The following is a 14,563-nucleotide window of genomic DNA, read 5'->3' as shown; positions in this document are numbered from 1 at the left end:
ATGACCGACAACGACGCGCCACCGATGATCGATGCGTGGGTGCAGCCTTGGCTGCCGGACACGGTGGCCAAGATGCCCGAGCGAAACATGACCCTGGCCGACCGCATGCAGCACGGCGCCCGGCTGCGCACCGGGATGCCGTTGGAGACCCTCATCGAGGAAATGGATGCCAACAACGTCGGCAAGGCGCTGTGTTCGGCGGGGCCGTTGATCCCCAACGACGACGTCATCGAGGCCGTGCGGCGCTACCCGGACCGCTTGATCGGCATCGCAAACGTCAACCCATGGTCGGTGGACGGCGTTATGCCTGCGGTCCGCGAACTTCGCCGACTGGTGGGCGATTACGGTTTCAAGGGGCTCAAGCTCGAGCCGTTCATCCTGGACAAGATCCCCACTGAGGCGCAGTGGTATCCGCTGTACGCGGCCTGCACCGAACTGGACATAACACTGCAGGTCCAGGTTGGTGGCACCGGCCCGTCGACCTATACCTCCGAGACCGGCCGGCCGGGCCACATCGATCGGATCGCGATCGACTTCCCGGAGTTGCGCATCGTCGCCGGCCACATCGGCTGGCCATGGACCGAAGAGATGATCGCGGTTGCCGCCAAGCACCCCAATGTCTACATCGACACCAGCGCCCACCTGCCCAAATACTACCCAGCGGCGTTCGTGCATTTCCTGCGTACCTATGGCCGACGTAAGTGCATCTGGGCCAGCGACTGGCCGATCCTGACCTTCGAGGCAGCGCTGGAGGGCCTGGATGGGTTGGACCTGAATCCCGAGGTGCGCCGGCTGTTCCTGCGCGGCAACGTAGTGGAGGCGTTCGCGCTACAGGAGTGACGGGCTTGCTTTAACGCACATTCTTTTATATAACCAGGTTATTAAATTTGGAGGAATCGTGCCCGTTCTTGCCACCGAGGTGAACCCGTCGAGCGAGCCTCACCGCAGGGCACGCTCGCGCATGGCGGCGCTGCTCGCCGAGGTGGACGGTCTACAAGGCAAGGTTGCCGAGGGCGGCTCGGCCGACTCGGTGCAACGCCACCGCGAACGTGGAAAACTTCCGGTACGCGAACGCCTTTCGCTGCTCGCGGACCGCCACGGCTTCATCATGGAACTCTCACCGCTGGCCGGTTGGGGCACCACCGATCCGCTCGGCGGCGGCCTGGTCACCGCCGTCACCGAAATCCGCGGGCGCGCGGTCATGGTGATCGCCAACGATCCCACCGTGCGCGGCGGTTCGCTGTCGCCGACCTCGATCGCCCGCACCCTGCGCGCCATGGACATCGCCGAGACCAACCGGTTGCCGGTGGTCACCCTGGTCGAATCGGGCGGCGCGGACCTGGACAAGCAGGCCGACATCTTCGTCCCAGGCGGCGAGCAGTTCCGCCGACTAACTGAGTTGTCGGCCGCCGGCATTCCGACGGTGTCAGTTGTTTTCGGATCGTCTACCGCCGGCGGTGCCTACCTGCCCGGGATGAGTGACTACACCATCTTCGTCAAGGACCGCGGCTACGCCTTCCTCGGTGGCCCCCCACTGGTCAAGATGGCGATCGATGAGGACGTCACCGAGCAAGAGCTCGGTGGGGCCGACATGCACGCACGGGCGTCCGGGCTGGCAGACTACCTGGCCGCCGATGAACCCGACGCCCTCTGTCAGGCCCGATCCGTGATTTCCCGCTTCGACCTTGTTGATCCGGTCCCCGGCGGCCCGTCACCGGTACACGACCCCGACGAGCTGCTGGGCATCGTGCCCGAGGATCCCAAGACGCCGTTCGATATTCGTGAGGTGATCGCCCGGATCGTCGACGGTTCGCAGTTCGACGAGTTCAAACCGCTCTACGGACCGAACTTGGTGACTGGGTGGGCGGAGCTGAGCGGCATGCCGATCGGCGTGCTGGCCAACAACGGCATCCTGTTCTCCCCCGAGTCGCAGAAGGGCGCGCAGTTCATCGAGCTGTGCAACCAGCTCGGGACACCGATCCTGTTCGTGCAGAACATCACCGGGTTCATGGTGGGTAGCGCGGCCGAGAAGGGTGGGATCATCAAGGACGGCGCCAAGCTCATCAACGCGGTGTCCAACTCCCGGGTTCCACACGTGACGTTGATGGTCGGGGTCAGCTACGGCGCGGGTAACTACGCCATGGCCGGTCGAGCCTACCGTCCGCGATTGGTACTGACCTGGCCGACTCATCGCATCGCGGTGATGGGCGGACGCCAGCTCGCGGGGGTCATGTCCATCGTGCGCAAACGTTCGGCGCAGTCCCGCAACATCGAGTTCGACGAGACGGCCGATGCGGCGCAGCGCGCCGAGGACGAGGCCCGCATCGAAGCGGAATCCACTGCGCTATATGCCACCGGCCGCGTGTGGGACGACGGCATCATCGACCCACGGCACAGCCGCGCCGCACTCACCGTCGCCTTCGCCATATCACGCGACAGCGAAGGCCCGAAAGCACATCGACCAGCCCGCTTCGGCGTCTTCCGTTTCTAGTAGGGGTTCTACGTGCATCGACTGTTGATCGCCAACCGCGCCGAAGTGGCCAGCCGGGTGGCCCGTGCCGCACACGCCCGCGGCGTCCACACCGTGGGGCTGTACTCGGACCCCGACGCGACGCTGCCCTACCTCGACGATGTCGACGAAGCGGTGTCACTGCCCGGCGTATCGGCGACCGACACCTACCTGAACATCGTGGCGGTACTCGATGCCGCGCGCCGGACCAACTGCGACGCGATCCACCCCGGGTACGGGTTCCTGGCCGAGAGTGCCCAGTTCGCCGACGCCGTCACCACGGCGGGCCTGACCTTCGTCGGCCCGTCGGCGGAATGTGTTGCCGCCATGGGCTCGAAGGTGCAGGCAAAGCAGTTGGCGCGCAAGGCTTCCGTCCCGGTGCTGCCCGACGCGGTGATCACCGACGCCCGTGCCGGCCTGGCCGAACTGGGGGAGCAGGTCGGCTATCCGCTGCTGGTCAAGGCGAGCGCCGGAGGCGGTGGCCGCGGCATCCGGCTGGTCGAATCCGCCGATGAACTCGCCGCCGCGGTTGCCTCGGCGCAGCGCGAGGCCCGGACATCATTCGGTGACGAGACGGTCTTCTTGGAACGGTTCCTGGCCGGCCCTCGCCACATCGAGATTCAGGTCTTCGGTGACACGCACGGCAACGTCGTCCATCTCGGCGACCGTGAGTGTTCGGTGCAGCGCCGCCACCAGAAGCTCCTGGAAGAATGCCCCGCGTCGCTGGTCGAAGCCTGGCTGCGCGCCGCGATGGCCGAGGCTGCCGTGCGGCTGGCCGCCGAGATCGGTTACGTCGGCGCCGGCACATGCGAGTTCCTCGTCCAGGGCGACGAGTACTTCTTCCTCGAGATGAATACCCGACTGCAGGTCGAGCACACCGTGACTGAGCAGGTCACCGGGCTCGACCTGGTTGCGCTGCAACTCGATGTGGCCGCGGGCGCTGCGTTGCCGTTCACCCAGGCGGATGTGACCTTCACTGGCCACGCCATCCAGGCGCGGGTGTGCGCGGAGGACCCGCACGCCGGCTGGCTGCCCAGCACGGGTCACATCGACCACTACTGGCATCCGGCCGACGATGGAGTGCGCTATGAGGACGGCGTCGCCTCGGGCAGCATCATCAGCCCGTACTACGACTCGATGATCACCAAGATCGTCGCCACCGGCGGTACCCGCATCGATGCCATCAACACACTGCGTGCCGCGCTGACCGGACTGCAGTTGCACGGACCGGCCACCAATGTGGTTGCCCTGCGCTCGATCCTGGCCGACCCCGACTACCGCAGCGGCCAGGTGACGGCAAACTGGCTCGAACAGCGATCCGATCTGGTGGTGGCGCCACCGCTTTCACCGCACGCGTTGGCCGCAGCCGTGATCGACTCGATCTCCGGCGAATCCGACCGGTTCGCGCTACCCTCGGCCTGGTCGAACACCGCCCGCCCCCCGGTGCAATTGACCGTCACCGATGATCACGGCGCCAGCTACCAGGTGGACTACCGCCCGCCCGGGCGCAGCGGCGAAGCATTCGGACTGTTCCGCATCGACGGCGTCGAGTACACCGTGCGGGCGCTGTGCGGTGATGGTGCGCGCCATCGTGTCGAGGTCGACGGCATCGCCCGCAATCAGTGGGTGCGCACCGATGGCGATGTCGACTCTGATGCGCAGACCCGGGTCTGGGCCAACGGAACCGATGGGCAGATCTCGTTCACTGTGGCACCGCGATTCACCGAATCGAATATCGACGCCATCATCGGCGGCCCCACTTCCCCCATGCCCGGCACCGTGCTGTCGGTACATGTCACTACTGGACAAGAAGTTTGCGCCGGTGACCGACTGATTGTCGTGGAGGCGATGAAGATGGAGCACGTGATCCGCGCCTCCGCTGATTCGGTGGTCACCGGTGTGCTGGTCGAGGTGGGGCAGTCGGTCCCCGCGGGCCGGGTCCTGGTCGAACTGGAGGATCAGTCTTGAGTCCCGGCCGCGCCGACCGTCCGGTCCGGATCGCCAACTGTTCTGGGTTCTTCGGCGACCGCGTCGCCGCGGCCGCCCAGTTGCTGGACAGCGGTGAACCGATCGATGTGCTGACCGGCGACTGGCTGGCCGAGCTGACCATGTCGATCCTGGCCAAGAGCCGTAGCCGGGGCCGTGCCGGGTACGCCAGCACCTTCATCGCCCAGATGGACCAGGTGTTGGGCGCCTGCCTACGACGCGGTATCAAGGTGGTGGCCAACGCCGGCGGCATCGACCCGCGTGGCTGTGCCGAAAAGATACGGATCATCGCCGAGAGACTGGACATGCCGATCTCGGTGGCTATCGTCGAGGGCGACGACCTGACCGATCGGATCGACGAATTGCGTTCAGCCGGTGAGCTTCTTTGTCATCTCGACACTGGCGAACCCTGGAGCGGTGACGCCGGCGACGTGGTGGCGGCCAACGCGTATCTGGGTGGGCACGCGATCACCGCCGGACTAGCCGCCGGCGCCGATGTGGTGATCACCGGTCGGGTGGCCGACGCCGCGGTGGTCACTGGGGCCGCCGCCTGGTGGCACGGCTGGTCCCCCGACGAAGTCGATGCGTTGGCGGGTGCGACCGTCGCCGGTCACGCGATCGAATGTGGCACACAGGTCACCGGTGGCAACCTGGCGTTCTTCACCGAGATCGCCGATCTGACCGAGCCGGGCTTCCCGATCGCCGAAATCGCGCGCGATGGGAGCAGTGTCATCACCAAGGCAGCGAACACCGGCGGAACGGTGTCCGTGGATTCGGTGTCGGCCCAGTTGCTCTACGAGATCGCGGGTCCGCGCTATCCGGTGCCGGATGTGGTGGCGCGCTTCGATAGCGTGCGACTGCACCAACTCGGTCCGGACCGCGTCCAGATCTCGACCGTGCGAGGCGAGCGCGCACCCGCGCATGCCAAAGCCCTGTTGACCTTTCGCGGCGGCTATCGCAACGCCATGACCCTGGCGATCACCGGCACCTGTCGGCGAGCCAAGTCCGAGCTCGGCGAGCGCGCCGTCTGGGCACAGATCCCTGGTGGCAGAGAGCGTTTCGCCGAATCCTCGGTCGAGGTCGTCGGGGCGGGCCTGGACTCCGAGGCCCCCGATGATCAGAGCTATCTGCGTATCTCGGTTGCCGATCCGGACGCCGACGCGGTTGGCCGGGAATTCTCCTCGGCGGTGGTCGCCACCGCACTGGGCAGTTATCCGGGGCTGTATCTGACCACGCCGCCAGGGGCCGCCAGTGAGTTCATGGTGGGCTGGCCCACGCTGATCGACGTGGCCCGATTGGAGCCGCGTGCCCAGCTCGACGGCCAGGCCCTCACGGTGGCCAAGCCGGTCACCGTCGCACCGCTGATCGCCGATACGCCACGCACCCCGTGCGCCACCGACATCGCCTGCACCGAGCTCGTGGAGATCGTCATCGGGGACTACCTGGGAGCTCGCTCGGGCGACAAAGGCGGTAACGCCAACCTCGGCCTGTGGGTGCGCGACGAACGCCTCCTGCCGCTGCTCGACCACTTGTCCGATCCGGGCCGGCTGCCACAGGTGTTCAAAGAGTTCGGGGGTCAACAGATCCGGGTGTTCCCGCTGCCGAACCTACTCGCCGTCAACATCGTAGTAGTCGGCCTGCTCGGCAACGGGGTAGCCGCCTCCCTACGCGAGGATCCGCAGGCCAAGGGCCTCGGCGAACGTTTCCGCGCGGCCCGCGTATCGGTGCCCGCCGCGCTTCTGCCCGACCCGACTCCACCGGAGGCTTGATGCAATTCACTGAAGAGCACGACCTATTTCGCACCAGCGTGCGCGAGATGCTGGCCAAGACCGTCGAACCGTATTACGAGGAGTGGGAGCAGCGCGGCCAGTTCCCGGCCCATAAGCTGTTTCCGGAGTTCGCCAAGCTCGGGTTGCTGGGCCTGGAGTACGACCCGGCCTATGGCGGCGAGGGCGCCGAGCACTGGTTCTCGGTGATCGCCTGCGAGGAATTCGGCCGGCTTTCGGGAAACGGCATCCCGATGGCCTACAACGTGCAGGCGAACATGGCCACGCCGTCGTTGCACGCGTACGGCAGCGACGAACTCAAGCGTGAGTTCCTGGCCCCGGCGATCGCCGGCGAACTGGTCTGTTCGATCGCGGTGACCGAGCCCGACGCCGGCTCCGACGTCGCGGGCATTCGCACCAAGGCCGTTCGTGACGGCGATGATTGGGTGATCACCGGCGCCAAGACCTATATCACCAACGGTGTGCAGGGCGATTGGCTGTGCCTGCTGGCACGCACCTCCGACGAGGATGGCTACCGCGGGATGAGCCAGATCATCGTGCCGAACAACAGCCCCGGCCTGACCGTCAGCCGCTCGCTCAAGAAGCTCGGCAACTGGTGCTCGGACACCGCCGAACTCAGCTTCGACAAGGTGCGGGTGCCGGTGCGCAACACCATCGGTGAGATCGGCCGCGGCTTTCAGCAGCAGATGGAGCAATTCCAGACCGAACGCATCAGCGCTGTCTACCAGGCTGTCGGGCAGATGCAGACCGCCATTGAGCAGACCGTGGACTATCTGCAGGACCGCCCGGCGTTCGGCGGCAAGCTGATCGACAACCAATACCTGCGATACAACCTCGCCGAGCTGGCATGTGAGGTAGACGCGCTCAAGCAGTACGCGTACTCATGCGCCGAGCTCATCGGCGCCGGTGCCGATGTCACCCGTCGGACCAGCAGCGCAAAACTATTGGCCGGAAAGCTGATTCGCCGGGTAGCCGACACGTGCCTGCAGTATCACGGCGGTATGGGCTACATGGCGGAAAGCTGGACCTCGCGGTTCTTCCGTGATTCGCGGCTGCTGTCGATAGGCGGCGGCGCCGACGAGGTCATGCTGCGGGTACTGGCCCGCGACGTTACCCGCAAGCAGTTCTTCGGCTGAAGACCCCACGAGAATTTCGACAAGAGAGTAGGCCAACGATGACCACCACCGAGACCGAACGCGTACGGCTGGAGAAGGATCATGAAAGCCATATCGCGCGGATCACCATCTCCAACCCGGAGAAGAAGAACGCGATGGCGCCCGAGGACTGTGAGGTGATGGGCCGCCTGCTCGACGATGTAGCCGACGACGACGCGATCAAGATCGTGATCGTCCGCGGCGACGGCGGGGTATTCACCACCGGCGTCGACCTCAACCGGGCCTACGGCTGGTACAACACACCTGGCGACGAGCGCCGGCCCAGCCAGCGCCGCCGGCTGACCGTCGACCGCAAGGGCCAGCGGATGTTCCACGAGTTCATCGGATTCCCGAAGGTGACTATCGTGCAACTGGAGTCCTACGCTCTCGGTCTGGGCTTCGAATTGGCGCTGTCAGCCGATCTCGTCGTGGCCTCCCGTCAGGCCAAGGTCGGTATGCCCGCGGCCCGCTTCTTAGGCCCGGTGCTGGGCAACGTCTCGCTGTTCCTGCACCGGCTCGGTCCGGTGGTCATGCGTGATCTGATGCTGACCGGGCGGATGGCCGCCGCCGAGGAGTTCGAGTCGATGAAACTGTTCACCCGGTTCGTCGACGAGGCCGATGTGGCCGCCGAGACCGAGGCGCTGGCTGGCCAGGTCGCCAAGATGCCGGCCGACGGCATCACCATCGCCAAGGAGGCCTACCGTCTGGTGGAGGCGAGCTCGGCGCTGGGGCTGGAGGAGACCACCGCCTACCTGTTCCACAGCTACGGCACCAACCTGCGGTTCGAGCCCGACGAGTTCAACTTCGTCAAGGAGCGGAAGAAGAGCAGTACCAGCGCAGCGTTCAAGAAGCGCGACGAGCACTTCGGAACAGGATCAGCATAGTGACAGATCACTCATACACCCGCTCCCTGCCGGACAAGGTCTTCGTCATCGGCGGCAGCCGGGGCATCGGTCGCTCCACTGTGGTGCAGCTGACCGAAGCCGGCATTTACTGCGCCATCGGCTACCTGGAGAACGACGCCGCTGCCAAGGAAACCCAGGCCCTCGCCCGCGCCACCGGTGGTCCCGAACCGGTACTGGTGCGGGGCGACCTGGGCATCGACGCCGCGGGCTTCGTCGGCGCCGCCATCGAGGCTCTCGGCGGCCTGGGCGGGCTGGTCACCACCGCGGTGCCGATCATCGCCGGACGCACCCTGAAAGTCACCCGCGAGGAGTATGACCGCGTCTTCGATGTGCAAGTGTGGGGTTTGTGGGAAGCCGTCCGCACCGCGCTGCCCGAGCTGGAGAAGGTCGGCGGCTCGGTCGTCGCGGTCAGCAGCCTGGGCGCCAACCACTACGCCCGCTATTACGGGGCCATCGGCCCGGCAAAGGCGGCCATGGAGAACCTTGTGCGCTACTTCGGCGCCGAGCTGGGACCCAAAGGTGTTCGCGTCAACGGCATATCACCGTCGCTGGTGGACAACCCCGGCCACGGCGGCGAGGACATCATCGCCGGGGTGGCCGACATGCAGGCCGCGGTGGCCCAGAAGACCCCGCTGCGACGGTTGGGCCACCCCGACGAACTGGCCTCGGTCATCGTGTCGCTGTTGTCCAGCGATTTCCAGTTCGTCACCGGCCTGACCATCCCGGTCGACGGCGGTTACAGCCTGCTGGCTTGAGTGTCGGCGGACAGGAAAGGTAGTCATCCCCATGCGTTTCCGTCTCGACGAGGCTGAATCCCAACGGCGTGACGAATTGCGCTCGCACATCGACGAATTCAGCGCCGACGATATGGCAGCGATGCATGCCGAGATGGCCGCACTGGAAAGCGACCGTCAGGCGCCCACGGTATTTCATCCGTGGTTGGTACGTCAGGATGTCATCGGCCTGGGCTGGCCAGGCCCACACGGCCGGCCCGCCACCCAGACCGACCGATTCATCGCTTACGAGGAGATGGACTCGGCCGGGTTGCCCACCTACGGCCTGGAACAGGCCGAGGCGGTCGGTTGGATGCTGGCCACCTTCGGTCCGGATGAACTTGCTGCCGAACATCTTCCACATATCCTCGATGCTTCGTGGAGTTACGCGGGTGGGTACAGCGAACCCGAGGCCGGCAGCGATATGCTCGCACTGCGAGCTAGAGCCGCCCGCGACACCAACGGCGATTTCGTGGTCAGCGGACAGAAAATGTGGACTTCCGGCGCTCACCTGGCCGACTGGATTTTCACTCTGGTGCGCACTGATCCGGACAGCTCCCGACACAAGGGGCTGTCGCTGCTGATGATCGATGCGCATGCTGCCGGGGTGACCATCCAGCCGGTGCGGGTGATGGGCGGCTGGCGGGTCAACGCCTGCTTCTTCGATGACGTGACCGTGCCGGCTCGCAACCTCATCGGCCAAGAAGGCCAGGCGTGGTCAATGATGTCGCGGGCGCTGGACATGGAACGCTCGATGAGCTTCGGCGGGCGCGAGGCGCGGCTGTTGTTGGCCCGATACCTGCATCGCATCGGCGAGCGCGGCATCGAACTCGACGATGCCACCTACCGGCAGATCGGCGAGTTCGTGATGGAACTGCAGGCCGAACGGCTGCTGGGCCAGCAGGTGGTGGCGCTGGGTGACCGTGGGCAGTCGGCCAGCGGCGAGGCCTCGATGAGCAAGCTGCACGGGCCGGCCGTGGCGCAGCGGGTGGCGCAGTGGCTGGTCGATGAGCTGGGGCCGGATGCCTACATCGTCGACAGCGGCGACCGGTTGGCCGAGGACACCGAGCACTTCCTGCGAGCGGCCACCGTGCTGTCGATCATCGGCGGTACCAGTGAGATCCAACGCAACATCATCGCCCAGCGCTGGCTGGGCCTGCCACGAGGCTGAGCCATGGATCTCGGACTGCACGGCAAGGTAGCGCTAGTTCTCGGCGCCACCCAGGGCATGGGACGGGCCACGGCCCTGCGGCTGGCCGCTGAGGGCGTGCATCTGATTGTCTGTTCGCGCGGACATACCGACGGCGATGAACACTATCGCTATGCCGCCAAGCCCGCTCTGGAGGCCGTGGCGGTCGATGCCCGCAGCGCCGGTGCGGTATCGGCGGAGGCCATCGCCGCCGATCTGACCGAGACCGGTCAGGCGGAGCAACTGATGGAGGCGGTGGCCGCCGAGCACGGCCGGCTCGACATCCTGGTCAACACCGTCGGGCTGTGCGAACTCGGGGAATCGGTCACCGAGCCCGACGACTGGTGGGACCGGTCGTATCAGTCGGTGCTGATGACGTCGGTGCGCGCCTGCCGGGCCGGAGTGCCGCTGATGCTGGACTCGGGCGGCGGGGCGATCGTGACCACCTCGGCCATGTCGATGCGGCACTTCGTCCCGCGGATCGCGCACTATTCGGCACAGAAGGCCGCCCTGGCGCATTTCACCAAAAACCTTGCCCGCGAATATGGTCCGCAGGGCATCCGGGCCAATGTGGTGTTGCCGGGCATGATCGTCAACGAGCAGATCGCCGAGAAGCGCCGCCAGTGGATGGCTGAAACGGGTGGTAGTGAAGACGACTACTTCGCCGACGCCAACGCACGCTGGCATCAGGCCACCTGGGGAACCCGACTCGGGGTACCGGACGATATCGCCGATGCCATCGTTTTCCTGGTCTCTCAGCGCGCGAGCTATATCAACGGTGTACTACTCAATGTCGACGGTGGGTCCGAGTACCTCTGACGGGGTGGCCGGCGCCGGCCACCCAATCTGGCTTGTATCTCTTGTAGTGCCCCTCCCACTGTGGCACGGGACCGGGTGGGAGACCGCCGAACGTGCTTGCGCACGAAGGTTCTCCCGCCACACCGAGTTCGCGCCCTCGGATCTGCTGGGGCGGTCCTAAAGTGCGTGAACTCTGCATCAAACCAACATGATTGGCGATGAAAAACCGCCATGCACATAGTCGGCGCGCGGCATTCCGCTGGGCTGCGGCGTCCAATCGAGCCGCCGGTTGCGCGACGACTGAGGCACGTCGCGTTCGATAACCAGGTTATATCATCATGTGAGTAGGGCGCGGTGCAGTGCGTGTCATGCGAGCGGCGGGGCAATACTGACACACCGACTGTCTCGGCGACGCCGTCAGCCGGTCGGCCAGTACAGCCGCGAATAGTCCGCGTCAAGTCGATGAAAGGCGATCGTGACGACAGAAGATGCGGCCTCCGCCGGCCTCAACCCCACGGTCGAGGCGGCGCTGAGCGGACTGGCGATGCCCCTACAGAGCGTAGTCGAGACGCAGCGGGCGATCCGGCGCCTGCACCCGGACCCGGTGGATGATGCTGTGCTTCAACGTGTCCTCGAACTCGCGACGAAAGCCCCCAATGGGGGCAACGAGCAGAAGGCTGCCTTCGTCATCGTCAAAGACGCCTTGGTGCGAGCGGAGCTGGCGCGACTGAACCGCAGCGGCTTTCCCAGCATGTCGCTGTACTACCGTCGGCGCCTGCGCACCGACGCGGCGTGGGCGCGCACCTGGAAGGCTATCGAGTGGCAGCGCGACCATTTCCACGAAATACTTGTGGTCATCGTGGCGTGTTGGACGGGTCGAATCCCGCTCCGCCCGATCATGTGCAACTCCGCGCCGTACGCGTCGATATATCCGGCGATGCAGAATTTGTTGCTGGCGGCGCGTGCGGTAGCTCTGGGCGCAGGATTCATCTCGCTGCCCCTGTGGCGTCTCGGCAAGTTGCGTCGCGTCCTCGGCCTGCCCCGCAGCGTCACACCGGTGGGGGTGATCCCGCTCGGCTGGCCACGCGGTAAATATGGACCGAACAACCGGCGACCGGTGGGTGAGGTGGCCCACTTCGACCGCTGGGGAAATCAACCGTGGCGGAGTTAGCTTGGTTGGTTCAGGTCGTCTGACGGACCGTCAACGCGCCTGACGGCGACGCGGGTGTCGTTGAAACCGGACATGTACGACAACGGGTCTTCGTGGCGGGCTGATGTCAATAGGTTCCTGTTGACCCCCACAACATCCGGCGTCTGACTCGACACTGGGTCGAATACCCGGGAGCCCCAGCCGTGCTCGATGATTACTGTGCCCGGCCTCGGATTCGCGGATACGACCGCACCGAGGTCGATGTTCGCCGTCGGCGAGCTGATGCGGACCATGTCGCCGGTGCTGATGCCCAGCTCGACAGCATCATCCTGGTGTATTTCGACACCGTTGCCATCAAGCAGCCGGCGAATACTCGGCAAGTCATTGAGATGCGAGTTCATCGACTCCAGCCGACGACGATTGCCGAGGAAGAACGGGAACTCACCATCGTTTACGTCGACATGCGACACCGCCTGGCGACGCGCTTCGTCCAGAAAACGCCGTGGCGCCAAACGGATTCGCTGGCCGGGAGTTTTGAGCATGCTGCGCGCATACCCGAACTCGCGCGTCCCCAGTACGATGCCGTGCGGACTTGCCCTGACCTCGTCCCAGGTGGTGCGGTTGCCACCCTCCACCGCCTCACGCCATCGGTCTTCGAAGTCCGCCGGCTGGTCACGGACATACCCGGCGAGTCCCAGCGTCGCGCCCAATTCCTGATAGAACGCCCACTCCTCGCGTACCGTCACCGGTGGCGGCAACGCCATCGGAGTGAACTGAACGAATGGCAGTTCGTTAAACGTGGCGAACAGAGGGTCCACCAGCTCGTCACGCTCGAGCCAGTGCGTGCCCGGGATGAGCCAGTCGGCGTGCCGATGGCTCTCACGCTGCACCATGTCCACGCACACTAACAAGTCGAGGTCGGCCAACGCGCGGTCGAGATTCGCGCCGTCCGGGCCGGCCACGACCGGATTGCCGTGCTCAACGAACAGGGCCCGGATCTGGCCGGGACCCGGTGTGAGGATCTCGGCCGGCAAGTCTGCCAGAGGATGACATCCGCCGATGGCTGGTCGACCAGTCAGCCGCGCTCGAGGCTCCTTCTCCGGGGCGTACTCGCTCAACTCAACCGGCGCGAAGCCGCGTTGAAAGTACCGTCCTCCCGGCCGATCCCAATTGCCCGTAATGACGCCGAGAACCTCCGTGAGCCACAGCGCGAGGGTTCCTCGGGTCGTCTGTGACGGTCCAGTACGAGCTAGGGCGATGGCCGTCTCCGCAGCGCCGAACCGCCGTCCTGCGTCTTCGATGACGGCTTGCGCCACGCCACTGCGCCGAGTCAGCACGTCCCAATCCACCTCGGCCGCAAGGGTGCGCAGGTCGTCTCCTCCCGATTCCGCGGAGCAGGCCGCCGCGTCCTCCAGCCGCTCGTCGAAGATCGTCTTCACCATGCCCAGCAGCAGCGCCCAATCCTCACCAGGCCGCACGCGCAGATGCATGGTGGCCCGGGCGGCGGTAGGCGTGCGGTAAGGATCCACGACCAGAAGATCCGCGCCTGCATCGACACGGTCAAGAATGCGCCGCCATCCGTTGGGCACGGACGACGCCCAGTTCATCTTGCTCTCCGCAGGATTGGCACCGACGAGCAAGAGACAATCACATGCGTCCACGTCCGGTATCAGGGGTAGCAGCGTCACACCGTACATTTCGCCGCATGTAACCGTCTTGGCGTTGGTGTCCACGGACGCCCAGTTGAACAGGTTCGAAGAACCGAGGGCCATCATGAATCGCAGCAACCCACCGAGTGCACTGGGGTGAAATCCTGCGGGGTTGCCGTAAAAGCAGCCAACGGAGTCCGCGCCACCGTCTCCGACGATGCGCGCAAGCCTGGTCGCGATGTCGTCGTATGCCTCGCCGTAGGTCGCCGGCAGGTACCTGTCACCGCAGCGGCGCATCGGGGTCGTGATGCGTCTAGGGTGGTGCACGAGTTCACCCGCGGCACGGCCTTTCACGCAGAAGTCACGCCAACTCAGCGGATGCTCCTTATCGGGCCCAATGCGCTTGATGCGACCACCCTCGATGGTGACTGTGAGCCCGCATTTCTGTTGACAGATCCGGCACGTAGTGTGCACCTCGGCCACCTGGCACCCCTCATCGACGTGAACGCGTGGTGTTCGATCACTCGGCCCCGGCGAGGTCAATTGACCAACCTGGTTAACTATATCTATAGTTCGAGGCGCGTCTTGTCAAGAGAACGGATCGAAACCCACCCCGCGACGCAAATGCGGTGCCTAGCAGAACTTGCTCGGGTTGGGAGTGTG

Annotated in this window: 11 protein-coding genes; 10 read left to right on the top strand and 1 reads right to left on the bottom strand. The window is 65.4% G+C overall.

The window, feature by feature from the left end:
- The 10 genes from A5648_RS08815 to A5648_RS08770 all read left to right on the top strand — a co-directional run bounded on the left by A5648_RS08815 (position 1) and on the right by A5648_RS08770 (position 12,272).
- Positions 1–840 (top strand): amidohydrolase family protein, encoded by an 840-nt coding sequence (locus A5648_RS08815; RefSeq protein WP_234787371.1) that lies wholly within the window; start codon positions 1–3, stop codon positions 838–840.
- A 58-nt stretch (positions 841–898) separates the two neighbouring features.
- Complete coding sequence (locus A5648_RS08810; protein ID WP_234787370.1) at positions 899–2,491, top strand: acyl-CoA carboxylase subunit beta; 1,593 nt, start codon at positions 899–901, stop codon at positions 2,489–2,491.
- A gap of 12 nt (positions 2,492–2,503) precedes the next feature.
- The gene (locus A5648_RS08805; protein WP_065024169.1) at positions 2,504–4,477 is read left to right on the top strand and encodes an acetyl/propionyl/methylcrotonyl-CoA carboxylase subunit alpha; all 1,974 of its coding nucleotides are present in this window, start codon (positions 2,504–2,506) and stop codon (positions 4,475–4,477) included.
- Positions 4,474–6,264 carry an acyclic terpene utilization AtuA family protein gene (locus A5648_RS08800; protein WP_065024168.1) on the top strand — a complete coding sequence of 597 codons (1,791 nt, stop codon included), beginning with the start codon at positions 4,474–4,476 and terminating at the stop codon, positions 6,262–6,264. Before A5648_RS08805 ends, A5648_RS08800 begins: the two co-directional genes overlap by 4 nt.
- Entirely contained in the window at positions 6,264–7,418 is a 1,155-nt protein-coding gene (locus A5648_RS08795) for an acyl-CoA dehydrogenase family protein (RefSeq protein WP_065024167.1), read from the top strand. The genes A5648_RS08800 and A5648_RS08795 overlap by 1 nt, the downstream gene beginning before the upstream one ends.
- 38 nt (positions 7,419–7,456) lie before the next feature.
- Positions 7,457–8,320: an enoyl-CoA hydratase/isomerase family protein gene (locus A5648_RS08790; RefSeq protein WP_065024166.1), complete on the top strand. Its 864-nt coding sequence runs from the start codon at positions 7,457–7,459 to the stop codon at positions 8,318–8,320.
- Entirely contained in the window at positions 8,320–9,096 is a 777-nt protein-coding gene (locus tag A5648_RS08785; protein ID WP_065024165.1) for an SDR family oxidoreductase, read from the top strand. Before A5648_RS08790 ends, A5648_RS08785 begins: the two co-directional genes overlap by 1 nt.
- A gap of 31 nt (positions 9,097–9,127) precedes the next feature.
- Positions 9,128–10,285 carry an acyl-CoA dehydrogenase family protein gene (locus A5648_RS08780; RefSeq protein ID WP_234787369.1) on the top strand — a complete coding sequence of 386 codons (1,158 nt, stop codon included), beginning with the start codon at positions 9,128–9,130 and terminating at the stop codon, positions 10,283–10,285.
- A 3-nt stretch (positions 10,286–10,288) separates the two neighbouring features.
- A complete protein-coding gene (locus A5648_RS08775; protein ID WP_065024164.1) occupies positions 10,289–11,122 on the top strand; it encodes an SDR family NAD(P)-dependent oxidoreductase in 834 nt (277 codons plus the stop codon).
- Between the two features lie 454 nt (positions 11,123–11,576).
- Complete coding sequence (locus A5648_RS08770) at positions 11,577–12,272, top strand: nitroreductase family protein (RefSeq protein WP_342707250.1); 696 nt, start codon at positions 11,577–11,579, stop codon at positions 12,270–12,272.
- Here the strand turns inward: A5648_RS08770 and A5648_RS08765 are convergent.
- Entirely contained in the window at positions 12,269–14,383 is a 2,115-nt protein-coding gene (locus tag A5648_RS08765) for a molybdopterin-containing oxidoreductase family protein (RefSeq protein ID WP_065024163.1), read from the bottom strand. The two genes, A5648_RS08770 and A5648_RS08765, sit on opposite strands and share 4 nt — an antisense overlap.
- Positions 14,384–14,563 lie beyond the last annotated feature (180 nt).

The organism is Mycolicibacter sinensis (assembly GCF_001673565.1).
Lineage (GTDB): Bacteria > Actinomycetota > Actinomycetes > Mycobacteriales > Mycobacteriaceae > Mycobacterium > Mycobacterium sinense_C.
The sequence above is the reverse complement of the archived record's forward strand: the minus strand, read 5'-3'. Positions and strand labels throughout refer to the sequence as shown.

Bases quoted from the DNA above. Each gene is read 5' to 3' on its own strand.
- A5648_RS08815 (WP_234787371.1), top strand. From the start codon at position 1: ATGACCGACAACGACGCGCCACCGATGATCGATGCGTGGGTGCAGCCT.
- A5648_RS08795 (WP_065024167.1), top strand. From the start codon at position 6,264: ATGCAATTCACTGAAGAGCACGACCTATTTCGCACCAGCGTGCGCGAG.
- A5648_RS08790 (WP_065024166.1), top strand. From the start codon at position 7,457: ATGACCACCACCGAGACCGAACGCGTACGGCTGGAGAAGGATCATGAA.
- A5648_RS08780 (WP_234787369.1), top strand. From the start codon at position 9,128: ATGCGTTTCCGTCTCGACGAGGCTGAATCCCAACGGCGTGACGAATTG.
- A5648_RS08775 (WP_065024164.1), top strand. From the start codon at position 10,289: ATGGATCTCGGACTGCACGGCAAGGTAGCGCTAGTTCTCGGCGCCACC.